The sequence below is a fragment of the Enterococcus sp. HMSC072F02 genome, assembly GCF_001837725.1.
In the GTDB taxonomy this organism is placed as follows: domain Bacteria; phylum Bacillota; class Bacilli; order Lactobacillales; family Enterococcaceae; genus Enterococcus_B; species Enterococcus_B lactis.
Window position 1 is genome coordinate 1 of sequence record NZ_KV833927.1, and the last position, 23416, is coordinate 23416.

General features: G+C 37.2%; 23 protein-coding genes, 1 tRNA gene and 1 pseudogene. 10 read left to right on the top strand and 15 right to left on the bottom strand.

Annotated elements, in window-relative coordinates:
- Nucleotides 1-249: 249 nt before the first annotated feature.
- Together HMPREF2731_RS03240 and HMPREF2731_RS03245 are read right to left on the bottom strand one after the other, a co-directional pair.
- Nucleotides 250-331 (bottom strand) — tRNA-Leu (locus HMPREF2731_RS03240).
- A gap of 23 nt (nt 332-354) precedes the next feature.
- Entirely contained in the window at nt 355-1875 is a 1521-nt protein-coding gene (locus tag HMPREF2731_RS03245; RefSeq protein ID WP_002292170.1) for a coiled-coil domain-containing protein, read from the bottom strand.
- Nucleotides 1876-2172: 297 nt separating this feature from the next.
- Here HMPREF2731_RS03245 and HMPREF2731_RS03250 point away from each other — a divergent pair, with 297 nt between their 5' ends.
- On the top strand, nt 2173-2673 hold the full coding sequence (locus HMPREF2731_RS03250) for a GNAT family N-acetyltransferase (protein ID WP_002292172.1): 501 nt from the start codon (nt 2173-2175) through the stop codon (nt 2671-2673).
- Between the two features lie 188 nt (nt 2674-2861).
- Here HMPREF2731_RS03250 and HMPREF2731_RS03255 read toward each other — a convergent pair whose 3' ends face one another.
- Together HMPREF2731_RS03255 and HMPREF2731_RS03260 are read right to left on the bottom strand one after the other, a co-directional pair.
- Nucleotides 2862-3206: a metal-sulfur cluster assembly factor gene (locus tag HMPREF2731_RS03255; protein WP_002292174.1), complete on the bottom strand. Its 345-nt coding sequence runs from the start codon at nt 3204-3206 to the stop codon at nt 2862-2864.
- A gap of 151 nt (nt 3207-3357) precedes the next feature.
- On the bottom strand, nt 3358-4278 hold the full coding sequence (locus HMPREF2731_RS03260; RefSeq protein ID WP_002316215.1) for a YitT family protein: 921 nt from the start codon (nt 4276-4278) through the stop codon (nt 3358-3360).
- A gap of 184 nt (nt 4279-4462) precedes the next feature.
- Between HMPREF2731_RS03260 and HMPREF2731_RS03265 the strand changes: the two genes are divergently transcribed.
- Nucleotides 4463-4954 carry a YajQ family cyclic di-GMP-binding protein gene (locus HMPREF2731_RS03265; protein WP_002309430.1) on the top strand — a complete coding sequence of 164 codons (492 nt, stop codon included), beginning with the start codon at nt 4463-4465 and terminating at the stop codon, nt 4952-4954.
- A 24-nt stretch (nt 4955-4978) separates the two neighbouring features.
- On the opposite strand, the gene HMPREF2731_RS03270 is transcribed toward HMPREF2731_RS03265, so the two are convergent.
- A complete protein-coding gene (locus HMPREF2731_RS03270) occupies nt 4979-7354 on the bottom strand; it encodes an ATP-dependent DNA helicase (protein ID WP_070872318.1) in 2376 nt (791 codons plus the stop codon).
- 326 nt (nt 7355-7680) lie between these two features.
- Between HMPREF2731_RS03270 and HMPREF2731_RS03275 the strand changes: the two genes are divergently transcribed.
- The 8 genes from HMPREF2731_RS03275 (at nt 7681) to rpsT (ending at nt 14153) form a co-directional block, all read left to right on the top strand.
- Entirely contained in the window at nt 7681-8307 is a 627-nt protein-coding gene (locus HMPREF2731_RS03275) for an MBL fold metallo-hydrolase (protein WP_002292180.1), read from the top strand.
- Nucleotides 8308-8330: 23 nt separating this feature from the next.
- Nucleotides 8331-9035 (top strand): histidine phosphatase family protein, encoded by a 705-nt coding sequence (locus tag HMPREF2731_RS03280; protein WP_002309433.1) that lies wholly within the window; start codon nt 8331-8333, stop codon nt 9033-9035.
- Between the two features lie 191 nt (nt 9036-9226).
- Nucleotides 9227-10060: an undecaprenyl-diphosphate phosphatase gene (locus HMPREF2731_RS03285; RefSeq protein WP_002309434.1), complete on the top strand. Its 834-nt coding sequence runs from the start codon at nt 9227-9229 to the stop codon at nt 10058-10060.
- A 196-nt stretch (nt 10061-10256) separates the two neighbouring features.
- Complete coding sequence (locus tag HMPREF2731_RS03290; protein WP_070872320.1) at nt 10257-12185, top strand: heavy metal translocating P-type ATPase; 1929 nt, start codon at nt 10257-10259, stop codon at nt 12183-12185.
- A gap of 136 nt (nt 12186-12321) precedes the next feature.
- Nucleotides 12322-12777, top strand: coding sequence for a DUF441 domain-containing protein (locus HMPREF2731_RS03295; protein ID WP_002292185.1), 456 nt, complete (start codon nt 12322-12324; stop codon nt 12775-12777).
- An 80-nt stretch (nt 12778-12857) separates the two neighbouring features.
- On the top strand, nt 12858-12986 hold the full coding sequence (locus tag HMPREF2731_RS15245) for a hypothetical protein (protein ID WP_002292186.1): 129 nt from the start codon (nt 12858-12860) through the stop codon (nt 12984-12986).
- A gap of 244 nt (nt 12987-13230) precedes the next feature.
- Nucleotides 13231-13500, top strand: a complete 270-nt coding sequence (locus HMPREF2731_RS03300; protein ID WP_002289125.1) for a hypothetical protein — start codon at nt 13231-13233, stop codon at nt 13498-13500.
- A gap of 398 nt (nt 13501-13898) precedes the next feature.
- The gene (gene rpsT / locus HMPREF2731_RS03305; RefSeq protein ID WP_002292188.1) at nt 13899-14153 is read left to right on the top strand and encodes a 30S ribosomal protein S20; all 255 of its coding nucleotides are present in this window, start codon (nt 13899-13901) and stop codon (nt 14151-14153) included.
- Nucleotides 14154-14240: 87 nt separating this feature from the next.
- Here rpsT and holA read toward each other — a convergent pair whose 3' ends face one another.
- The 10 genes and pseudogenes from holA to HMPREF2731_RS03355 form a co-directional block, all read right to left on the bottom strand.
- The gene (gene holA, locus HMPREF2731_RS03310) at nt 14241-15287 is read right to left on the bottom strand and encodes a DNA polymerase III subunit delta (RefSeq protein WP_002335668.1); all 1047 of its coding nucleotides are present in this window, start codon (nt 15285-15287) and stop codon (nt 14241-14243) included.
- A gap of 36 nt (nt 15288-15323) precedes the next feature.
- Nucleotides 15324-17596, bottom strand: a pseudogene (locus tag HMPREF2731_RS15250) (DNA internalization-related competence protein ComEC/Rec2).
- The gene (locus HMPREF2731_RS03320; protein WP_002309439.1) at nt 17589-18128 is read right to left on the bottom strand and encodes a ComE operon protein 2; all 540 of its coding nucleotides are present in this window, start codon (nt 18126-18128) and stop codon (nt 17589-17591) included. Before HMPREF2731_RS03320 ends, HMPREF2731_RS15250 begins: the two are co-directional and overlap by 8 nt.
- A gap of 179 nt (nt 18129-18307) precedes the next feature.
- Nucleotides 18308-18886, bottom strand: a complete 579-nt coding sequence (locus HMPREF2731_RS03325) for a helix-hairpin-helix domain-containing protein (RefSeq protein ID WP_225479099.1) — start codon at nt 18884-18886, stop codon at nt 18308-18310.
- A gap of 429 nt (nt 18887-19315) precedes the next feature.
- Nucleotides 19316-20359, bottom strand: a complete 1044-nt coding sequence (locus tag HMPREF2731_RS03330) for a SepM family pheromone-processing serine protease (protein ID WP_002309443.1) — start codon at nt 20357-20359, stop codon at nt 19316-19318.
- The gene (gene coaD / locus HMPREF2731_RS03335) at nt 20349-20840 is read right to left on the bottom strand and encodes a pantetheine-phosphate adenylyltransferase (protein ID WP_070872322.1); all 492 of its coding nucleotides are present in this window, start codon (nt 20838-20840) and stop codon (nt 20349-20351) included. The genes HMPREF2731_RS03330 and coaD overlap by 11 nt, the downstream gene beginning before the upstream one ends.
- Complete coding sequence (gene rsmD / locus HMPREF2731_RS03340) at nt 20837-21397, bottom strand: 16S rRNA (guanine(966)-N(2))-methyltransferase RsmD (RefSeq protein WP_002313825.1); 561 nt, start codon at nt 21395-21397, stop codon at nt 20837-20839. Before rsmD ends, coaD begins: the two co-directional genes overlap by 4 nt.
- 130 nt (nt 21398-21527) lie before the next feature.
- Complete coding sequence (locus HMPREF2731_RS03345; protein ID WP_002309446.1) at nt 21528-21866, bottom strand: YlbG family protein; 339 nt, start codon at nt 21864-21866, stop codon at nt 21528-21530.
- Entirely contained in the window at nt 21856-22296 is a 441-nt protein-coding gene (locus HMPREF2731_RS03350; RefSeq protein WP_002313826.1) for a YlbF/YmcA family competence regulator, read from the bottom strand. Before HMPREF2731_RS03350 ends, HMPREF2731_RS03345 begins: the two co-directional genes overlap by 11 nt.
- Nucleotides 22277-23401, bottom strand: a complete 1125-nt coding sequence (locus tag HMPREF2731_RS03355) for a CAP-associated domain-containing protein (protein ID WP_002309448.1) — start codon at nt 23399-23401, stop codon at nt 22277-22279. Before HMPREF2731_RS03355 ends, HMPREF2731_RS03350 begins: the two co-directional genes overlap by 20 nt.
- Nucleotides 23402-23416 lie beyond the last annotated feature (15 nt).

Sequence of the window (23416 nt, forward strand, 5' to 3'; positions counted from 1 at the left end):
TGGGAAGCAAACGGTTGGTACTAAGATTCATTATTTGAACGTTTAAACACATTCAAAATAGGAAGAGGCCATGCGAAAGAATACATCGCATGGCCTCTTTTTGAGTTGTTTTGTCACATTAGAGCGAGTTTTTTGCTCATCTATTACTTCTATGACTTTCTTACCGAAATCTATTTTATATCAGATTTTATAAAAAAATACCGATGGGATCTCTCCCTCGACATCTTTTCTCAGTATATATAAAAATTATGGGGCTAAGAAGATTCGAACTTCCACGAGGTCGCCCTCACTAGCGCCTGAAGCTAGCGCGTCTGCCAATTCCGCCATAGCCGCATCATATGTTCTAGTTTAGGATTACATTTGTTTTTTGTCAAGAACATATTTTTTGTTCTTTTTTATCTCTACGCGTTTTCCCTCTTGCAACCAATACAAATAGTTCATCCGAATAACTCCATCATCTATTGAAGGGCGATAAAAAAATTCTGTTTTTTCCATAAGCTCAATTTCACTTTTCAGAAAATTGGTCACATGATGCGGGACGCTGTCGATGCAAACATAGACATAGTCAACAGCACGGATTCTTTCAAATAGTGCTTTCTCCCCGTACTCATATGCATCGATTCTTTCGACAGTTTCTACATATTTCTGCAATCCTTTTACGAATCCTTTTATTTGTTTGTTCCCGATCACAGCAATTTTGAGTGATGATGCCCACTTTTCAGCGTCTATGCTCAATTGCTTTTTACTTGACTGTTTAGATTTTTGTCTTGTTCTCTTTAGATATTTGTCGCTTCTTCTTTTTGACTTATTCTGTTCAACGATAGGATAGCAATACCTTAGATATACTGGACCGTCTACTATTTTTTGATGTACTCGTACTGCTATGCCATCTGTTAAAAGATCTTTGCGTTTAAAGCTCTCTTCTACTATCAGTGGTCTTCTTTGCTCCGTATTGACCTCATAGAAATAAATGTTGTCCTCTTCTATTTCTACAAAACCATAAAAAATATTTGTTTCTTGATACTGCAAATTATTCGCTTGTTGTTCAAAGATCCATTGATACCTATTGAACAGCTTGTTCAGCTGATTGAACTTATAAAATGATTGGGTATCTAACTGTTGGATCAATGCATGGATCAGATCTTGAGGTGCTGCTTGTACGAAGTTTTGTTTTTTCTTTGCTAATTGTTCTGTTTGTCGCTGGTTGACTTTATACAACTGTTGCAGTTCTTGTTTTTTCTTCTCCATGATTTTCAGATACGTAGCATTTCTATTTGAAAGCTTTTCTAATTTCTTGTTCAGTCGATCATTTCTTTTCTTTAATAAACCTGACGCTTTATGTATGCTCTCTAGATAATGTTGCATTTGGCTATTTTTTTGCAGCAAATAAATGATGATCTGGTTACGTTTTTGGAGTTCCTGAAGTGCGTGATTATCTGTATCCCAGCCCACTTCTTCTAATTTTTGATACAATAGTTCTGTTTTCCTCTGCTGTTCGATGGCTTTTTGTCTCATCTCTTCTTTTTCTACTTTTGCTTGTTGGTGCTGTCGTTCGAGTTGCTGTGACAGCTCTCTGATGTGTTTCTTGTCCTCTCTTCTTTTCTTGCTCACAGTAGCTACTTGTTTTTTTGCTTTACTCAATTCTTGCTTCAATTGATTCATTTCATTGTTTAAACGAACGATTCTGGGATCGGTAGCTATTTTATTTTGCTGCTTTTTCTTCGTTTCTTTGTTCTTCTTTTTCTCTCGATTCAGCTGTTTTTGCTGCATTTTCTCCAACAACTGTCTTCTTCTTTCGTTTTGATACTGATCATTTTTTGCTTCTGTTTGCCGCCATCCTTCTGGAATTCTTTTATAACCGCTAAAGTAGTTCACGAGATCTCCTTTCTAGTGATCATAAGCAACGGACGAAAAAACTTTAAAAATAACACATTTATTAAAAATTCAATTTATCTTGAACTTTCAATATCAATCAATAAGATCATTTTTAAAAGATAACGAGGATTCATCTATTATAAAAACAATACAATAAATAACAAAAATCTGCAATCATTTATTTTGTTAAATTATTCTTAATACGATACATCACAAAAAAATAAAAATAAGAATGGCTATTCGCCAAAATAGTGCTATAGTAGAAAAAATATGTTTACTTAGGAAGAGGCGGATTCGATGAAATTGATCAAACTATGGGAAGCAGATTTGGAGAAAGCTTATCGGCTGCAAACTAGCTTCGGACCAAACGAGAATGGATTTATCAACAGTGCTTATGGCTATACACTTGCTGAATTTTTAGATTATGTAAAAAAATGCGAAAACACTTCTTTAGGTATTGATCTTCCTGAGAATTACGTTCCCGCAACCGTCTTTATTTTGGAAAATGATGGACATGAGTATGTAGGAATTTTTAATCTGCGCCATAAACTGAACGAATCATTAAGAAACGGCGCTGGCCATATCGGTTACGGCATCTCCCCTGACTATCGTAAAAAAGGATATGCAACACAAGGTTTAGCATTAGTACTACAAGAGGCAAAAAAAATCGGCATCGATGAGGCACTTTTGTCTGTAAATAAAAAAAATCTTGGCAGTCTTAAGGCGCAGCAAAAAAATGGGGCCACGATTTATCGTGAAGATGAGAAAGAATACTATACGAAAATCAAATTGATGTAAAAAATATGGATGGCAAAAGAAAAGAGATTTGAATGTCCTTTATCAATAGAACACATTTATTTGATTAACTTCTAATATAGCAGACAAAATTTTATAAACAAAAAAACCTCTTATCTCTTTTCTTCTAGAAAGGATAAAAGGTTTTTTGTTTTTACTATTTGCTTCTCATAGCTAGTCAGTCAAGATCCCTATCGAATCCCCAACGCAATCCGTGCATAACGGCTCATCTTATCGGTCGTCCATGCGGGATACCAGACAAGTTTTACTTCTGCTTTCGTTACTTCTGGTACTTCTTTCAATGCGTCATGGATAGATTCTGTTAAAATATCGGCTAGTGGACAGCCCATAGTTGTTAGCGTCATTTTGATGACTGTTTCTCCGTTTTCAGGATTGAATTCTATATCATAAATCAAGCCTAAGTTGACAATATCGATTCCTAATTCAGGATCGATCACCATTTCCAAGGCAGCAAGAATACGTTCTTTGATCAGTTCTATTTCTTGCGCAGACCGTTCTTGGTTTGCTTCGCTCATCGTACGACACTCCTTAACACGATTTTTATTTATCATACTCTTTTTTTAACTACTTGTAAATGAGAATTTAGAAGGAAGATTCTCGTTTAAATTTATAAAATGTCCTTATTAGACGGAATACATTAAATTCATTCTAAATAAAACTGATTCCTCATTTTTTTTGTGAACGATTTTTTATTTCTGGCAACACACCTGTTGTACGATACATTTTTTGTTCGTTTTCATTTGCAAATCGGCCAAATACTGAATGAGTTGGTAAAATATTGATAAATGCATCGTCGTCGATTTCATGAACGATCTGATCAAGATCATACATTTCATAGCGGGTGATGACCATCATGATCATATTTCCTTGTTTTTTTGAATAGCCACCGACAGACGGAAGCAATGTCATTCCACGTACCATCCGTTTCGCTAGTTCTTCTGTTACCTCTTCCGGTTTGACGGTCACGATCATCGCTGTTACTTTTTGATGACTCGTATGGATGGCATCAATCACTTGAGTCATTGCATAAATGGAAATAATCGTATACAAGGCACTTTCCCAGTTAAAGAAGAAGCCTGCGATGACTACAATGATCCCATTTAGAATCAGCATGTAATTTCCGACTGTTTTTCCAGTTGTTTGTGAAAGCACAAGAGAGATGATGTCCATTCCCCCAGTTGTAAAGCCCATTTTTAAAGATAACCCTACGCCAAGACCTAATAAAACACCGCCTACTAAGGCATTCATCAAAATATTATCAGTGATCTGTCCGACTGGAAGTAGCATCGTCATCACTGATACGCATACAACGTTCACAAAACTAAGGATCGTTGCTCGTTTTCCTACTTTGAGGAACCCTAATACAAACACAGGGATATTCAAAATAAAAATAAATGTTCCTGTGTCTACCTTGATATGAAACCATTCATATAAAAGCGAGGAAATGATTTGAGCGATCCCATTCATCCCTGCAGAAAAGACATTGGCTGGAATCAAAAAATAATTTAAAGCGACCGCAGCGGTCAATCCGGTTATCAAAATAACCACTATTTTTTTTAATCTTTCATTTTTATGATACGCAGTCATAATTTTGCTCACAAGCACCTCTCCTCTACTTTGTTATTCCAAATGTAAGAATAACAGTTTATCTATTAAAATAAAATACTTCGAACTCAAATGAGAAGAATTTTAGCAAACAAGTAAGAATCTGCCCCATTCCTATGATAAGATAGATGTATAGTAAACTTATACGTATATCAGGAGGGTTCTTATGGCAAAAGATGCTAGCTTCGACATTGTATCAGAAGTCAATACAGAAGAAGTAAAAAATGCGATTCAGCAAACAACAAAAGAATTGACTAATCGATTTGACTTCAAGGATTCTACGGTAGAAATCAAATTAGAGAACAGCAATCTAGTTGTCTTGAGCGATGATGATTTCAAAATCGAACAGATCAAAGATGTATTATTTGGTAAGTTGATCAAAAGAAATGTGCCAATCAAAAATATCCATTTTTCCGAATCGGAACACGCGCTAGGTGGCAAAGCTCGTCAAACTGCCGATCTTGTCAACGGAATCGATCGTGAAAACGCGAAAAAAATCACTACAGCTATCAAAAATGAAAAACTGAAAGTAAAAGCACAAATCCAAGAAGATCAGATTAGAGTGACAGGTAAAAACCGTGATGATCTTCAAGCTGTGATTGCTTTATTACGTAAACTTGACTTACCAATCGAGTTGCAATTCACTAACTATCGTTAATGAAAAAAACGAGGCTGACATCTGTCATCCCTCGTTTTTTTGATTTACTGCTTCTTTGGATGACCAAAAACGCTGTATTCCTTCTTCCAATTCTCCAACACTTCGTACTTCTCTTGCTGTTTGCCAATGTTGTGGGAATAAATGTCGATAAGAAAAACGAGCAAATCGTTGATCTGCCAATACCACGATTCCTTGATCCGCCATGCCACGAATCACTCGACCACCAGCTTGCAAGACTTTGTTCATTCCAGGAAGCTGATAAGCGTAAGCAAATCCAAGGTGTTCCTTCTCATCATAATATGATTTGATCAGTTCCTGCTCATGATTCATCTGCGGCAAACCTACACCTACAATCATACTGCCGATCAATCGGTTCCCTCTCAAATCGATTCCTTCTGAAAAAATCCCACCAAGTACACAAAATCCTATCAATGTTTCATCGGGATCTGATTGGAATTTTGCTAAAAATCGTTCGCGTTCTTCTTCATTCATGTCCGTTTCTTGAATCAGCACATCGCTGTCAGGATATTGCTGTTTGAATGCTTCCGCCGCAAGGTCTAAATATTGATAAGAAGGAAAGAAAACGAAATAATTTCCGACCTTTCCATCAGCAAAAGCATGGATTGTCTCAACTAATTGTGCCAGACTTTGTTCCCTTTTTCGATAAGTCGTCTCTAAGTAATTTGCGATGAAAACTTGCTGGTTTCCTTCTGGAAAAGGACTCGGCAGTTTGTAAGCGAGACTTTTTTGTCCGCCCAGTGTTTCCTGATAATAAGATAGGGGTGAAAAACTCGCAGAAAAAAGGATACTGCTTCTTCCTTTATCCAACGACTGCTCAAGAAACAAGCTTGGATCAATACAAAACTCTTTTACTATCAGATCGCGATACGTTTTTTCGACCGTTGTTTCATAGTGATCATCATAAAATTCACTGACCTTCAAAAAATGAAGCAAATCAAAATAATAAGGAAGCAATTGTTCTTGTGATGGATGCTCAGGAAATTCTGCTAGCCATTCTTTGATTTTTTCGCTTAATTGATAACCTGCCTTTACTAAAGATTCAGCCGGTGCTTTTTGATGATGATAATCCCAATGATCTTCTTTTGCTATTTCTCGGATCGAATCAAATTCTTTCAATAGTTTGTTGAAACGACGATGGAGTTTTTTGAATTCCTTTGGTATAGCTTCCTTACTTCGTTTCGTTTTTTCATAAGATAGTTCTGCCGAATACATCTCTCGGGAACGATTCACCAAATTATGTGCCTCATCAATCAAAAACAGATAATCCTCGTTTTTTTCATCTTCAAAAAAATGTCTTAAATAAACAGTGGGATCAAACAAATAATTGTAATCCCCAATGATCACGTCGCACCAGATACTGACATCTAATGATAGTTCGAAAGGACAAAGTGTATGCTTCCTTGCATAAGTTTCGATGACTTCTCGAGTGATCTGATTCTCATGATTCAAAAGATCCCATAATCCTTCGTTGATACGATTGTAATAACCATTGGCATACGGGCACTGATCTGGATTACAGGTCGTCTCATCTAAAAAGCAGATCTTATCTTTAGCCGTCAAAGTGACACTTTTTACTTCAGCTCCAGTATCTTTTAATGCTGTCATGGCATCTTCAGCTACTTGTCTAGTTATTGTTTTGGCCGTTAGATAAAAAATCTTTTCTCCCTCTTCTTCCCCTACAGCTTTCAAAGCGGGGAATAACGTAGAGATTGTTTTTCCAGTTCCGGTAGGTGCTTCTACAAACAATTTCTGTTTCGTACGGATTGTTTTATAAGCAGCTACTGCTAGTTCACGCTGGCCTTTCCTATACTCATCATGGGGGAATTTCAAAGCCATCAAAGAGGCATTGCGTATAGTACGCCAGTTTTCTTGAAAAACAAGCCATTCTTTATAATCTTCAGTCAGTTTTTTAAAAAAAATTTCTAACTGCTCTCTTGTCTGATGTTCGACCTTTCTCGTAATCACTTCTTCTGCCGTCTGAAAGTAAGTCAACTGCAGATTTATTTCTTGTAAATCATGCTCTTGACTATAGATATAGGCGTATACCCTTGCTTGATGAAAGAAAAGTTCCACTTGTTCTGGTTCTAAATCTTCAAATCGTGGTTCGGAGGTTTTGATTTCATCTATATAATAAATACCGTCTCTTTTGAAAATACCGTCTGCACGGCCTTCAACGATCAGGTGATATTCATCTAATGGAACTGTTGTTTTTAAAAAAACTTCTTTTTCATAGTCTTCTCCCGCATCTTTTTGGAGCTTGCGGTGGATTCTTGCTCCTTCTAATGCAGTATGGCTACTTTTTTTACGATTGTCGATACTTCCACGTCGCAAAATAAATTCTACTAAGTGCCGCACAGATATTTTTGACTGTTTGATCATTTCCACCACCTCTTTCTCTCTAAGATTACCTGAAAAAGCCTAGTTTAGCAAAAAGAGCTCTCTTTTCAAGCATAAAAAAAACACCCTGCTGATTAGGCAGGGATATAGGATATAGAATTTGGATTTTTGGATGGGTCTAATGTAACAAGGACATATTAAAATGCTATGAAAACTTACTTTCCTTCTCTTTAGAATATCCAAATACTTTTCATATAGTCTGATAATTCAGATAAGTAAAGAGAAATAAGTACCTGTTTTTGTTTCCTAGCAATGAATGCGTTATACTAATGGATGAAAGAAGTTTTGGCTATCAAGGAGGAATGCACATGCATATCGAAAGATTAAAAACAGGAATGATTGAAGAAAACTGTTATTTGGTCTACAACGAAGAAGCACTTTTGATCATTGACCCTGGAGAAGATGCGGAACAAATCAAACAAGAAATCAAAAAAACAAACCAACAACCGGTAGCGATTTTACTTACCCATACCCACTATGATCATATTGGTGCAGTAGAACCCTTACGCGCATATTATCAAATCCCGGTGTATGTCAGCCCACTAGAACAAAAATGGCTAGGTGATCCGATTTTGAACCTTTCTGGACTCGGACGACATGATGATATTGCTGATATTATTGTCTCGCCTGCAGAATATGAATTTGAAATGAAAACTTATACTTTAGGAAACATGTCTTTTCGTGTGGTCCCTACTCCAGGGCACTCCATCGGAAGCGTTAGCTTTATTTTTGATGATTTTGTCGTTTCTGGCGACGCCCTATTTAGAGGAAGTATCGGTAGAACCGATCTGTATACAGGAAATTTAGAACAATTACTTCACAGTATTCGGACCCAGCTGTTTGTTTTACCTGATGAATTTGCAGTCTATCCAGGACATGGTGATGCAACAACGATTGAACAGGAAAAAAGGACAAATCCTTTTTTCAATCGTTAAAAATGATTTAGGAGGAGAATAAAATGACAGAAACTACACTTTATATCGTACGGCATGGAAAAACGATGTTCAATACAATCGAACGCGTACAAGGCTGGTGTGATACGCCACTCACAAAACAAGGACAAGAAGGCATCCATTATTTAGGGCGCGGGTTAAAAGATGTCGACTTTTCTTTTGCTTATTCTAGTGACAGTGGTCGGGCGATCGAAACTGCCCGTATTATTCTAGGAGAACATTCTAAGGGAAAAGAAATTCCTTATTTTATCGAGAAACGGATCAGAGAATGGTGCTTCGGGTCTCTTGAAGGCGGCTATGACATGGAAATGTGGGGTGTGATCCCTCGCGTATTGAATTTTAAAACATATGATGAAATGTTCACCACAGAAGTTTCTTTTGAACAAATTGCCAATGCTGTATACAATTTGGATACGGCTGGATGGGCAGAAACTTATGAAACATTACGAGATCGTGTGTGGACAGGATTTGAAGATATCGCCCATCACTGCGAAAAAAACGGCGGCGGAAATGTTTTAGTCGTATCACATGGTTTGACGATTGCCTTCTTGCTTAATCTGATCGATCCTAAACAGCCTGTTCGTGCTGGTCTTTTAAATGGCAGTGTAACAAAGGTTACTTATGCAAACGGTCGATTTTCTATCCTTGGTATCAACGATACGTCTTATATCGAAAACGGGAAAGCACATAGTCGAAACTCGTTTTTATGATGGGATATTTTAATTTTTAACAGAGAATCATAAAAGGCAAAGTCTGAACGAGGGCTTTGTCTTCTTTTTTTCTCTTCGTATTCTTATCTGCTTCATTTCTCAAGTTTTTCTTAATATTAAAAAACAGATTGGGTTTATCAAAAAATAACGGTATACTATAAGATGTATCTTAATTGGGAAGGAAGGAATTTATGTTTTTTGCAAATATTATCAAAGCAGTGATTCTCGGTATTATTGAAGGAATAACGGAATGGCTGCCCATCAGTAGTACTGGTCATCTGATCCTAGCAGATGAATTCATCAAACTGGATGCCAGTTCACAGTTTATGTCGATGTTCAATGTCGTTATCCAATTAGGGGCGATCTTAGCTGTCGTCGTTCTTTATTTTCACAAATTAAACCCCTTTTCTCCAAGTAAATCAACGATAGAAAAAAAAGATACTTGGACACTTTGGTTTAAAGTGATCGTTGCTTGTATACCAGCCATCATCATTGGTTTGCCTTTGGATGATTGGTTAGAAGCAAATTTCCACAAGTTCTTACCCGTTGCCATTGTTTTGATCGTTTACGGTATTGCCTTTATTATTGTCGAAAAACGTAACAAAAACAAAACACCTCGTTGGACTTCGCTGAATGACTTTACGTACCAAGCAGCTCTTCTTGTTGGGTTATTCCAAGTCTTGGCACTTGTTCCCGGAACATCCCGTTCTGGTGCAACGATCCTAGGAGCTATCTTGATTGGCGCTTCGCGTTTTGTCGCTACAGAATTCTCATTTTTCTTAGGGATTCCTGTCATGTTTGGCGCAAGCGGCTTGAAGATCGTCAAATATTTAGCTGAAGGGAACTCATTCAAAATGGAAGAAACTGTTGTTCTTCTTGTAGGAACATTCGTATCTTTTGTGGTTTCTGTCTTAGCTATTAAATTCTTATTAAGTTATTTGAAGAAAAACGACTTTACCGCTTTTGGCTGGTATCGTATTATCCTTGGTATCATTTTAATTGGTTATTGGTTTATCGCAATGTAAGAAAAACCAGAACACTTCTCTTGTATGAGAAATGTTCTGGTTTTTTATTTTCTTTAATGATAATTATTATAAACAATAAAAACTATATAAAGCTTCATAGCCATCTGATAACCATTATCGTTCTCATTTATCTGTTTTTATTATCAATTACATTGTTATTATGCTATCCTTGTTTTGACAAGGAGGACTGATAACGATGACTAATCAGAAAAAAGCTTTTGCAGCAACAATTGGCTGTCTTTTATTTATGATTGCCGGTTTTATTTTCGACCGATTCTCTCTTACCATCACCCCACTTTTTTATATCAGCGCTATTATCATCGGTGGATACAAACAAACATCGGAAGGCTTGAAAGAATTGTGGAATGACCGAACACTGAATGTGGACTTATTGATGGCTTTAGCTGCTATCGGTGCCTGTTTGATTGGTAATTACTTTGAGGGAGCAATGTTGACATTCATCTTTTGTTTAAGCGGTGCATTAGAGGAATACACGACCAATAAAAGTCAAAAAGAAATTACCGCTTTGATGAATCTTCAACCACAAAAAGCTCAGTTACTAAAAGAAAACGGACAAATGCAAGAAGTAGATGTTTCGCAATTAAAGGTGGATGACTTGGTGTTCGTCGCTAAAGGAGCGGCTGTTCCGATCGATGGTTGTTTAGAAAGCACACAGGCAACGATCGATGAGTCTGCATTAAGCGGTGAATCTGTACCTGTAGAAAAATATTTAGGAGATGAGATGTTTGCAGGAACGCTGAATCAAGGAAATCCCATTACGATTCGAGTAACAAAAACGAGTGCCGAAACCGTCTTTGCTAAGATTATCCAATTAGTGGAAGAAGCACAGAATACGCCAACTCAAACAGCTTCATTTATCGAACGGATCGAAAACAATTATGTAAAATTGATTTTGCTTGCTGTGCCTCTAATGATCCTTCTCCCCCACTTTTTCTTAAGTTGGAGTTGGGATGAAAGCTTTTATCGAGGAATGGTATTACTAGTCGTAGCTTCTCCTTGTGCGCTTGTCGCATCTGCTACTCCTGCTTCTCTAGCTGCTCTTTCAAATTCTGCAAAAAATGGGATTCTAATCAAAGGCGGGATTCATTTAGAGAAGCTTTCTGAATTAAAAGCGATTGCCTTTGATAAAACAGGAACACTCACTAAAGGAAAACCAGTTGTGACTGACAGCTTTTTCTTTGATGAGAAGGATTTGGCACAACAACTTCTTGTTGCTATGGAACAAAAAACGACACACCCTCTTGCTCATGCGATTTTACAATATTTCGATTGCACAATACCCGAAGCAATCCAATCCCTATCAATAGAAGAAATTACTGGTTTTGGCTTACAAACTACCTATTTAGGTGCGCAATGGAAAGTTGGCAAACACGCTTATGATCCTGAGACGATGAGAATCAGCAAAGAGATTGAGGAAATGATCGAACGTTTAGAAAATCAAGGAAAAACTGTAATCTATCTGTCTAAAGATCAACAGTTAATCGCTGTTTTAGGTCTGTTGGATATTCCAAAAGCAAATGCCCAACAGGTGATTTCTTACTTTAAATCCCAAAACATCCATACAAGTATGATAACTGGCGACCATTCTGGCACAGCAAAGGCTATTGCTGAACAAGTAGGGATCGAACATTACTATGCAAGCTGTACTCCGGAAGAAAAAACACAACTAGTCAAAAAAGAAAATGAACTTTACCAAGTAAATGCGATGGTTGGTGATGGAGTCAATGATGCGCCTGCTTTAGCAGCTGCTTCATTAGGTATCGCTATGGGACAAGGAACAGACGCCGCTATGGATATCGCAGACATCGTCTTAATGAAAAATGACTTAGATAAATTTGTCTACAGTCATCGGCTGTCTTTAAAAATGCGGCGGATCATCAAACAAAATATTATTTTTTCGATTCTTGTTATTCTCTTGTTGATTGCTTCTAACTTCCTGCAATTTTTAAATCTACCTCTTGGAGTTGTAGGACACGAAGGAAGCACAATATTGGTTATTCTGAATGGCTTGCGTTTACTAAGACCTTTACCTGCTCTTTCTGATTCTTCAAAAAAATGTAAGTCTTGTCCACTATACAAAGCGCGGCTGTCTTCTGTTAAATAAGCGAAGTGTTTTTTATAATTTTATTTATTTTATGAAAAAAACAGCTTATGAATAGGTCTTGAAGGATGAATTCCTACTTTTGCAACTTTCCAAAAAGATGTTATGATTGTTTCGAAGAAAGTGAGGAATATATTTTATGGAAAGTTGGCTTTTTTTAGGAATTATTTTACTTGTAGCAATTTTAGCTAAGAACCAAAGTCTGATGTTAGCGGCAGCTTTTGTGTTGATTATGAAGCTCATACCAACCTCTCGTTCCTTTTTCCCTTGGCTTCAAGGCAAAGGAATCAATATTGGTGTGACGATCATCACTGCAGCTATTCTGATCCCTATCGCAACAGGAGAAATCGGTCTACGTGATTTATTAGAAGCCTTTAAATCCCCTATCGGCTGGGTAGCTGTTTTTTGCGGTGGGCTAGTGGCTGTCTTATCTTCCAAGGGCGTAGGATTGATTGCTTCTGATCCGCAAATCACTGTTGCGCTTGTTTTTGGCACGATTTTAGGTGTTGTCTTCTTAAGAGGAATCGCCGCCGGACCAGTCATTGCTTCTGGCATTACTTATTGTATCTTACAAGTATTTGCTTTAGGAAAATAGATCAAATTTTGCCTATTTTTAGGAGATTCTTAATACCCCCAATTTACTGATCCGTGATATACTGACAACGAGGTGATACAATGTTCGAAAAATTGAAGTATTTCATAGGAACAATTGGCTGGTTTCTTTTAGCGGTACTTTTGATTCTAGGCTTAGCTTATCTTTTATTTCCTGATTTGATACAAAATGTGTTAGATACTGCTTTTTGATTGACCTATTAGAATGATATAGGGATGCTCCTGCGATGCAGGGGCTTTTTTTAAACAAGGAGCGAGCGAATGAGATTCCCTATTGAAATCGATGCACTTTTTTCTTTTTGGCTCTTCTCCTCTTTTTTGTTATACTAGATTACAGTGGACAAAAGAAGGAATGATTGCATCCGCTTTAACGAATATCAAAATGGAAGAAACAGTACCTGTTTTCAGGTTACTTTGGAAAGAAAGGAAGACGCTTGTGGAAACTTTTGAAGGTCTTTTAATTGATACGTATGTTTTACAAGAACAGCCAATGATGCTGACTGGAATCAACTTGCAGCTTGAGGACCGTGTGATCAATGGACTGCTTAAAGATCGCTATTTGGCAAAGTACATCTTACGTTTGCCACTAAATAAATATGTACTGGAAGTAAGTGGCAAATGGAACCGTCGAAATCAGTTAGTCATTAAAAAAATGTTGATAAAAAATATTGATGAATATATTAAAATAATCGGTACACCAGAATAACCTTTACCGATCAAAGGTGACTGGTTATAAAATAACTGCAGTTTCTTAATAGAAAAACAAAGAACAATAGGGAATCGTATCCCTTTTCAAAAAAAACTTTGCAAACGGTTCTCTTTGTTATATAATGACTTAGTACCAAACATTCCCATTCAATCTTTGTTTAAATAGATAAATAAAAATCTAGTTTGGTTTGACGCTATTGCCTCCCACAATAGCGTCTTTTTGATCTTTTCAGCTTGATTTATCTGTTTTTACTGATAAAAAGTTTAAATAAAAGACTGTTAAGGAAAAAAACTTGTCATGTTCATATTGCAAAGCGCGCTGCCTTTAGGTATAATAATGAATGTTGAATTATGCGGTCACACGCGTAAGAACTTAAGTTATCGGAGGTGAAACTAATGCCAAACATTGAATCTGCAATCAAACGTGTTCGTACAAGCGAAAACGCTAATGTGAAAAATTCATCTCAAACAAGCGCTATGCGTACTGCAATCAAAAAATTTGAAGATGCTGTAGCTTCAGGTGCTGACAACGTAGATGCGTTATATAAAGAAGCTGTTAAAGCTATTGATATGGCTGAATCAAAAGGTCTAATCCACAAAAACAAAGCTAACCGCGACAAATCTCGTTTAAGCAAAAAAATCGCTAAGTAAAAGAATCGGCTTCGGCCGGTTTTTTTATTTGTCAAAAAAACCAAAAGCAACCGGTATTCTTGCATGCTTTTGGCTTCTTCTTTCTTCCTATCGATTTCTCAACAACTGCCCTGTGCGCAAAACGAAAAGTTGAAAACTTAATTCTTTTTCGATTTGCCCCGTTTTGATTTGATAATCCATTTCGACTAATTGATCAAATAATTGTACTAGCAACTGTTCATCGAATTTCCTTACTTCTTGCATGGCAAGTTTTACACGGTAAGGATGGATTTTTAATGTTTCTGCAATATTGGCCTGCTGATAGCCAATCTTTACAAGAAATTTTGTCTGTAAAAACAAACGTAATTGAGAAAGTAAAATCGCATTGATTTTGATTGTTTCCTCCCCTTGCATGACTAAATCTTCATATAAACGCAAGGCTTGTTCTGTCTTCCCTTTTAAAATATATTGGGTCATGTCAAAAATATTATGTTCCAATGTTTTAGGAACTAATTGTTCTACTTCTCGAACAGTGATCTGCTGTTGATTTTGTCCATAAAGAATTAATTTCTGTAACTCTCTCATCATTTTGGATAAATCTAAGTCAGTCAACCGCAAGAATAAATCAATGGCGTTGCGTTCCATTTTGATGGAGGAGTTCTCTAAGGTATTCATCAGATATTGACGTACTTCTTTTTCATTCAACTGTTGGACGTTGATGATGGTTGCTGTTTTTTTCAATTGTTTCGTTACTTTTTTCCGTTCATCCAACTTTTCATATGGTGCAAAAAATACTAATACAGTCGATTCTAGTGGTTCTTTCAAATAAGCTGTCAGTAAATCAGTATTTTGTTCGATCCCATTGTTTACTTTCTCACCTGTTAAAAAATATGGGTTCTCCACAAATACTAATCGTTGATCTCCGAAAAACGGCAATGTCTCTGCTTCAGCCACTACCTCCTCTAAACTTGCATTTTCCATGTCAAAACTTAAAAAATTTAAATCATCTTCGCCCTCTAATTTGATTTTTTTAACTATTTCTGCCCGAACTTGATCTTGGAGAAACTTTTCTGTTCCTAAGATCAAGTAACAAGATGCAAGTTTTTCTTTACGTATTTTTTGTAACTCTGCTTGTATACTCAAATTACTCACCACTTTCAAAATTATCCTACCATGAGAAGATGAGAATTACTAGTCTATCATTGTTTCCACTAGACCATGAGGATGAAAAACTGGATGCCAGCGATAGGTGATCATTCCTTGCTGATCGGTTCGCCATGTTCTTATCTGATTTTCTTCTAGTGCCTCCAATACTTCGCTGTGAGGGTGACCATAACGATTATTTACTCCGCAGGATATAATTCCATGTTTCGCTTCAATATGGGAAAGAAAATCCGTATTACTTGATGTGCGGCTACCGTGGTGACCTAATTTGACTACGTCGGCTTTCAAATTAGGATAAATAGAAAGCAACTGTTCTTCCATCGCTTGATTCAAATCGCCTAAAAACAAAAAACGGCTATTGTTATATTCCGTCCATAAACCAATTGAATCTTCATTTCTTCCTTCTCCCTTTTCAAAAGGGTTCAATACATAAAGATCATAATAGCCTTTGATCCTGTCGCCATGTTTGACTTCAATGATTTTAGTGCCATTTTTTTGAGCTTCTGTTAAATGCCTTCGCAACGGTTCATTTCGTCCAGCGCCCCAGCCAATATAAATTTTTTTGATGGTGAAATGCTGAGATAATGTGGACAATTCTCCCACATGATCCGTATCGTCGTGTGTCAAGATGAGTTTATCGATCACACTTATTCCCTGTCCTTTTAGGTATGGAACGATATTCCTTTCAGCAGGAGGTCGTGCAATACCTTGCGCCCACTTTTCCCTTTCAAAGGGTAACTTCCCCCCCGTATCAATCAAAATCGTTTCTTTTCGAAAAGGACTTTGCAAAAAGATACTATCTCCTTGACCAACATCGATAAAAGCGATCGTTGAAGAAAAACGTAAAAATGGCAAAGTCAATAGCATCAAAGAAAACAGACCAACATAAAACAAGAGTTTCATCGGCTGCTCGTTCAATCTATCCATACAAATCAGTAATCCGAAAATATATACCCCTGATAGCACAAGAGGTAGACGCCCTATAACAAGAGTCGATCCTGAAAACGAATCGATCATTCGTTCAAACAAGATCAGTCCCTCTTCTATCAGCAAAAGTAAGGTTCTCGGCAACCAGCGATTGAAAAGCGTCAGAAAGAACACACTAGGAAGAAAAAGAAACTTGAATACTGGTGCAACCAGTAATGTAAAAAGACTGCCTAAAAGAGGCCACTCATAAAAATACCATACAATCAACGGCATCGTGATCATGGTAAATAGGACATGAGAAGCCGTTTTTTCATCCAATCTCCATCAAAAGAAATCAGGATAAACAAAAAACTCATGAAAAAACTAAGCTGCCCGCCCGCATGAAAAAGAAATCGAGGATCAAATAGCAAAAGAAGCCAAAAGACAACTACAAATAAGTCCATAGAGGAGTAACGTTTATTCAATAATTTGACTAGCAACCGCAATAAAAACAACAGACTAGCACGCAAGACAGAAATAGAACTGCCTGCAAGAGAAACATAACAGATAGTTAGCAGGCTCAACGGAATGATGCTGACGTGCAGTGGCCATCCGATACGTCGAAACAAATAATACAGCCACCCTAAATAAAATTGGATGTGTAATCCCGATAGGCTGAATAGATGCAGCAAACCACTCTCCCTAAAAATTTCTTCTGATTCTCTGAAACCTGAATCTTTATAGCCCCATAATAAAGAATTGATATATACACTTGTTTTTTGCGGAAATTCAGATTGGACAAAAGAAATAAAAGCGCCTCTTTTTCTCTGGAGCCAATTTCGCCAAAGATTTTGTATGGTGATTTTTTCGACCCTTTGAATTTGGAATCGACCAGAGATTCTATGGTTCCTGAAGTAAGCTTCTTGGTCAAAAGTATAAGGATTTCGCTTTTTTTCGGGAGAAATAAACTCGCCTTCAGCTGTCAATTCTATCCCCTTCCCTCGGAATCCAAGCCAAGTTTTCAATTCCTCTTCGGTGTTTACTTGATAAGAAAGCTGTACCTTCTGTTTACTCTCTGACAATCTTCCTTCCATTGTCAAAAAACTGCCATTCGCACGAATCGTATCTGTAGATAAAGTCACTTGCGCAGCTGTTTCTTTTTCCTCTAAAAATGAATATTCTTGTAGCTTATAAGAAACGGATACCATTATGCTACCCACAATACAGAAGTACGCGATAAAACGTCCTTCTTTTAGCGAAAACCACAAAAAAATTCCGGCAAGAAACAAACGATAAATCCAATTGTCCGTATCATACAACAAACAAATAATCATCGACGTAATTGCCGGAAAAATCAACCGATTTCGAACATGCCTTTCTAAAACGCTAGACATGTTTTCCTGTTAATTCATTTTGAAGTTTTGAAAAATGCTGCGAGTCTAAAGCAACTTGGTGTACAGATATGCCTAATTGTTCAATCAACGCTTGAGCATACGGATCATTTCGATAGTCATGGAGATAATTGATTCCTTTAACACCAGCTTGCAGCAAAGCTTTTGTACAAGCTAAACATGGAAAATGTGTGACATAGATTTCCGAACCTTCCGTCGGGATACCGAGTTTCGCGCACTGTAGCAGCGCGTTCATCTCTGCATGGATCGTTCGCAAACAGTGTCCATCTACAATATAGCAGCCTTCATCTATGCAGTGGACATCTCCACTGACTGCTCCATTATAGCCGCCAGCAATGATCCGTTTTTCCCTAACAAGTGTCGCTCCTACTTCTAAACGTGTACACGTGCTGCGTAAAGATAACAATACCGCCTGAGCCATAAAATACTGGTCCCAGGGAATGCGTTTGTTTTGAGTCTTATCAGTAATTTTTTCTTTGTTCGTATCGCATGGTTTTGAAGATTTTTCTAACATGGTTACATTCCTCCGTTTTTTCAAGTTGGTCAAAAAAGCACTCCATTGCTTAAACAAAATATTCTTTAAATATACCGAATCATCATGTCTGACAAAAGAGCATATGCTTCACTGCCGAAATGAAGCCCGTCATCCATTAGCCTCCATTTATTGCTCTTTTCAGTTGGTTCTGAATCATTCTATTTAATTGTAACGAAGTTTTTTAGTTTTTCAACTGTCTTTTCACCGATACCAGAGATCTCCTGCAAGTCTTCCACTTTCTGGAATGATCCGTTTTCTTCTCTAAATCGAATGATTTCTTGCGCCTTGACTGATCCGATCCCAGGAATCTGCTGGAGTTCTGAGGGACTGGCTGTATTGATATTTATTTTTGAAGGCTCGGTATCTGCTGTAGACTGTTTTCCTTCGGGGGATGCTGACTGATTAAGATGTTCCGGCGGCTCTTCACCTACAGCAGGGATATATAGGACTTGCTGATCTTCTATCTTCGCAGAAAAGTTGATTCGATCGCTATCCGCTTCTTCTAATAATCCTCCTGCGCGCTTTAGTACATCATAGACCCGTTCTTCTGAAGAAAATGAATAGATACCAGGCTCCTTCACACTTCCTTTGATATCGGTATACATAACCTTTGGACGAGCATCCTCTTCTACAGTATTTCCTTCAGGCAATTGATTTTCTTCACTGGAACTAAATGGAGAAAGTATTTCTTTTGCAGCGATTTCTTCTGGTTCTCTATGAAATAACAGATTTGACAATAAAAAACCACTGACTATACAAAAAATAAGAACTACCGTAGACATAAAAACGATTAACTTAGGGGAGGTGAGTATTTTCTTGTTGATTTTTTCTATCATTATTTCTTTTTACAAAGAATGATCAGTAAAAACCATTCATTTCTCCTTTCATTTGAAATCGAAGAAACAATGTGCTCTGACAAAATCGTCCCTTCAACATCTAATTACGTCAATTTTTTCTTTTTTTTTAGCAGAAAGATATTTTGACGAAAAAAAAGGATTGTGACAGAAAATATGTCACAATCCCTTATTCAAAATAAATAGTAGTCAATTAGCTCAAAAGCTTGCATCTGCAGTAAATAAATCCAAACAAAAGAGGAGAAGCTGTTTTTGCGTAGCTATTCTTATTACTTGATACAGAGTAGCTTTTTCACAATTTTTTTAGTTGGTTCATTTCATTTTCTCTAGATAGTCAAGCGCATCTTGTACTGTTTTTACTGGTACGATTTTCATAGAGGAATTCAATTTTTTGGCAGCGGCTTTTGCTTCTTCATAGTTGGTTTTTATTTCAGGATATTCTTTCTTAACATCGTCTGAGATCGTATCATCTGGTGCAAAGAAAATCTCTACACCGGCTTTATCCGCGCTTGCTACTTTTTTATCGATTCCTCCGATTCGGCCGACTTCTCCTTCGCTGTTGATCGTTCCAGTTCCGGCAATTTGCTTACCATGTCGCAAATTTTTACCAGTGACCTGTTCATAGATTTCTAAAGTGAACATCAATCCTGCTGACGGCCCACCAATAGAGCCAGAATTAATGCGAACATCTGTATCTGATTCGATCTCTGTATGATCAGTAAGTGTGATGCCTATTCCTGCCTTTTTATCTGTTGGCAACTCAATCAGATCACCAGAAGCTGTTTTTTCTTCACCATTATGCAAATAACTGATTTCGATTGTTTGTCCAACTTTTTGGCTTTTTACATAATCCATAAATGCTTCTGTACTTTGAAAGCTTTTGCCGTCTACTTTTGTTACTGTATCTCCTACTGAAAGCTTGCCAAAAAAGTTCGATGTCTTCTCTACGCTCATGACATATACGCCTTTGAATTCCATTTTATAAGGCTTGCCTGCAAGCTTCAACGCTTGTTCGATTGCTGCGTTTTGGGAAGAATCCATATAATACTGTTGCATTTGATTATATTCTTCATTTGTTGCCCCACCAGTCAATTCTTCTTTACTAATCAATTCTTCAAAGGGGGCTAGTTTAGCCTTTAGAGCCAAAAATCCGGTAGCTTGCCTGATACCGACGGATGTAAGAGAGAAAGAGCCAGAACCTTTGTCTTCTTTGTCATTGACTGTAATTAATTCTTTCAGATCAATCGTTGCTCCTGGTGATTCCACATAATATGGCAGAGGAACTACTACAAATCCGATGATCAACATTCCAAATATGATAATCAGTACTGTTTTGAACCATTGTTTAGCTTTCATTTGATTCACGCTTTCCAGCTAGAGCTTCGTTGATAACTGGCGGTAAATAACTGCTTACGTCTCCACCAAAGTGCAGTACTTCTTTTAAAATACTGGAACTGACATGGTTATATTCTGGTTTTGCCAATAAGAACACCGTTTCCAATTCCTCGTTTAGATGATGGTTCATCTGAGCGATTTCTCGTTCATATTCGAAGTCTTTGATACTCCGTATTCCTCTGACCAAGGCATCCGCGCCGATTTCTTTTGCCGTTTCCACTGTCAATTGATTTTCCTGATGTATGACTTTTACATTAGGAAGATGTGCCACAGCTTTTGCAATCAATGTCATTCTTTCTTCTGGAGGAAACAAACTGTTCTTTGAAGTATTGATAAAAACACCAATTACCACCTCATCGAATAATTTAGCCGCACGCTCCACTGTATCTAAGTGTCCTTTTGTAAAAGGATCAAAACTTCCTGGGAATAATGCACGTTTCATCGTTTTCCCTCTTTTCTATAGATAGTCACAGCTGTTATGCCATAAATCTGTTTTCTTATTTGATGAAATCCAGCCACAGATTCTGGCAATTCGACTGTTTTATCCGTTTCGCATACGATAACTGCGGTTTTAGAAAAAAGTCCCAGTTCTTCCATTTTATGGATTTGATCAATGATTTTTTGTTTTGCATACGGCGGATCAAGAAACAAGTAATCAAATTGTTGTTTCTCTGTTGCTAGCCGTTCGATTGCTTTGTCCGCATCAAGTTTTATTGTGGTAAACTTCTCTGGTTCTTTCGTAATCTCGATGTTTTCTTTAATGATTTTTAGCGCTTGGTAATTTTTGTCTACGCATACTGCATGACTACAGCCTCTGGATACGGCTTCGATAGCTAAACCTCCGCTTCCTGCAAACAGATCCAATACTGTCTCTCCATCAAAATAGGGTCCAATCATATTGAATATGGATTCTTTTACTTTATCTGTAGTTGGTCTGGTATTCGCCCCTGCTAAACTTTTTAAGCGGCGTCCGCCATAATTTCCTGATATTATCCGCATCTACTCACTCCTTAGAAATGGTACTGGTACTAGTATACCAAAAAAAAGACAAAAAAATACTTGGACAATGATCAATTTTTGATAGTTGTCCAAGTTATTTTTCTATTAAAAAACTGCTCATAAGAGATTTTTAAAGATGTTCAGCTAATCGGATTTCTGTATTCAGCTCTTCGATTTCGAAACCTTCTTCTTTTAATACCGTTTTATTACCTATTTTATCAGCAAAATTCATTTCGATATCTGGTCGGTAAGAACGTTCTACGTTTCGAACAAAATGTAATTTACGGATTCGTTCTTCTGTCTCTTCAAATGTCTCTTCATTCAAGTAAAGAACGACATATTTCATTTTTCTTGAGACATAATGCAACAAGCCGAACTTTTTTAGATTCTTTAATTGTTTTAAGCTGTAGACCCATACGATCAGCCCGCGTCGTTTTATTATTTCAAATTCACTATTGTCAACTTGCATGACAATTCCCTCCGCATCCAAAGTGTTTTTTCGTTTCAAAGAACGGACTACCTGCATCTATCTTGATTTCATTAGAAACTTCTTCAGCAAGTGCTTGGACAATTTGATCCAACAGACTTTGTAACTGTGTTTCACTATACCTAAAAGCTGCGACATGCTCATTCAGATCAAGCTGTCTTTTTGCTTTTCGAAGAGCACGTTTTTTTTCACGGTAATCAGGTGCATATTCACCGTATGCCGCTACATTTTCAAACACCTTTTTCTGCGACAGGAACGCTTCTTTTAATTGGCAGACTTCTGCAGATTCTTTCATTGATTGTTTATGTTTGAAATAAGAAGCCATCGTTTTACTCTTTTTTATCATTTCAGCGACTCGGAGGCATTGATCCTCCAGTTGAAACAGCTCTTCATTAACGATCACTGCTATCACTACTTTCTCCGTTTTCTTCTTGCAATAAGACTAACATATTTTCTTTAGAAAAAGCAATGCCTAATGAATCCGTTCCCGGATCCATAAAGCGGTCATGATTATATGGATCGCTGTACCAATATAAAAACGAAAAAGTAGCGTCGATTGCTGGATGAATAAACAGTCCACTAGTATTTTCTAATTTCTGTTTACTGATTAACTTCTCCAATTCATCATTCGTCAAGGAAAATTTCGTTATCGTTTGTCCACTACCTAGCGATTTTTGCCAATCAGCCATACGTTCGTCTGACAAGATTTCTTCAGGCTTTGTCAAGAAATCATGTAGCAGCAGCCGACTGTGGTTTTGAAAGGCAAGTGGTTGGTTGTATATAGGAAGTTCGTCTTCTCTTCTAAGCATGTTTAGTAAAGTCGTACTTTTTCGTTCTTTACCGCGATTGATCGATTCCCAGTCAGCCGATTTATCTGCTTCATAATGTGGGAGACCTTCACCAAACACTTGATACGGTAAAAGTTTCAAAAGACTATCTTTATCTAAATATACAACTGAAAACAGACCGTTAGTTGTTTGATCAAAAAACAAAATAGCAAAAGTGTCGTTATCAAAAGCAATCAGTGGACGATAATTCATATCCTCTTCCATCAGTTCGATTCCAACTTCTGTGTCATGATACTCAAAAGTGAAATTAGTATAGATAGTCGTGAGCTTTGTTAGGTCCTGCATCGTCATCCCTAAATAAAACGGCGTGATATCAGCAGGTCCTGTTTGCAGTACTTTAACAGTTGTGACCATGCTATCTTGGACATTCACTTCAAAAGTGAGATGACTGGCTTTGTTTTCATAATATCTTGTTTCAAAACCAAACCCACTAGTTAATCGATCATAGGATGGTCCAAAATCTTTTTCTAGCTGTTCGATCGGTTTTCCAATATAAGTAGAAAAACCAGTTGCTTTAAGCTCCTGGTATTTCCACGTTGTCATTTGATTTGAGAGTTGTTGATCAGAGTTTTCCTTCACTTCAAGTTTTGGCGGGAACAAGACTGGTTCCATATAGAATGCCGCAATAACTAATAGCAGAATCAGCCAAAACAAACCCAGTCTTTTCATATTTCCCCACCTTTC

Bases quoted from the DNA above. Each gene is read 5' to 3' on its own strand.
- coaD (WP_070872322.1), bottom strand. From the start codon at position 20,840: ATGAAACGTGCATTATTCCCAGGAAGTTTTGATCCTTTTACAAAAGGA.
- HMPREF2731_RS03250 (WP_002292172.1), top strand. From the start codon at position 2,173: ATGAAATTGATCAAACTATGGGAAGCAGATTTGGAGAAAGCTTATCGG.
- rsmD (WP_002313825.1), bottom strand. From the start codon at position 21,397: ATGCGGATAATATCAGGAAATTATGGCGGACGCCGCTTAAAAAGTTTA.
- HMPREF2731_RS03345 (WP_002309446.1), bottom strand. From the start codon at position 21,866: ATGCAAGTTGACAATAGTGAATTTGAAATAATAAAACGACGCGGGCTG.
- HMPREF2731_RS03295 (WP_002292185.1), top strand. From the start codon at position 12,322: ATGGAAAGTTGGCTTTTTTTAGGAATTATTTTACTTGTAGCAATTTTA.
- HMPREF2731_RS15245 (WP_002292186.1), top strand. From the start codon at position 12,858: ATGTTCGAAAAATTGAAGTATTTCATAGGAACAATTGGCTGGTTTCTT.
- HMPREF2731_RS03275 (WP_002292180.1), top strand. From the start codon at position 7,681: ATGCATATCGAAAGATTAAAAACAGGAATGATTGAAGAAAACTGTTAT.
- HMPREF2731_RS03260 (WP_002316215.1), bottom strand. From the start codon at position 4,278: ATGACTGCGTATCATAAAAATGAAAGATTAAAAAAAATAGTGGTTATT.
- rpsT (WP_002292188.1), top strand. From the start codon at position 13,899: ATGCCAAACATTGAATCTGCAATCAAACGTGTTCGTACAAGCGAAAAC.
- HMPREF2731_RS03320 (WP_002309439.1), bottom strand. From the start codon at position 18,128: ATGTTAGAAAAATCTTCAAAACCATGCGATACGAACAAAGAAAAAATT.
- HMPREF2731_RS03290 (WP_070872320.1), top strand. From the start codon at position 10,257: ATGACTAATCAGAAAAAAGCTTTTGCAGCAACAATTGGCTGTCTTTTA.
- HMPREF2731_RS03355 (WP_002309448.1), bottom strand. From the start codon at position 23,401: ATGAAAAGACTGGGTTTGTTTTGGCTGATTCTGCTATTAGTTATTGCG.
- HMPREF2731_RS03255 (WP_002292174.1), bottom strand. From the start codon at position 3,206: ATGAGCGAAGCAAACCAAGAACGGTCTGCGCAAGAAATAGAACTGATC.
- HMPREF2731_RS03265 (WP_002309430.1), top strand. From the start codon at position 4,463: ATGGCAAAAGATGCTAGCTTCGACATTGTATCAGAAGTCAATACAGAA.
- HMPREF2731_RS03330 (WP_002309443.1), bottom strand. From the start codon at position 20,359: ATGAAAGCTAAACAATGGTTCAAAACAGTACTGATTATCATATTTGGA.
- HMPREF2731_RS03270 (WP_070872318.1), bottom strand. From the start codon at position 7,354: ATGATCAAACAGTCAAAAATATCTGTGCGGCACTTAGTAGAATTTATT.
- HMPREF2731_RS03285 (WP_002309434.1), top strand. From the start codon at position 9,227: ATGTTTTTTGCAAATATTATCAAAGCAGTGATTCTCGGTATTATTGAA.
- HMPREF2731_RS03280 (WP_002309433.1), top strand. From the start codon at position 8,331: ATGACAGAAACTACACTTTATATCGTACGGCATGGAAAAACGATGTTC.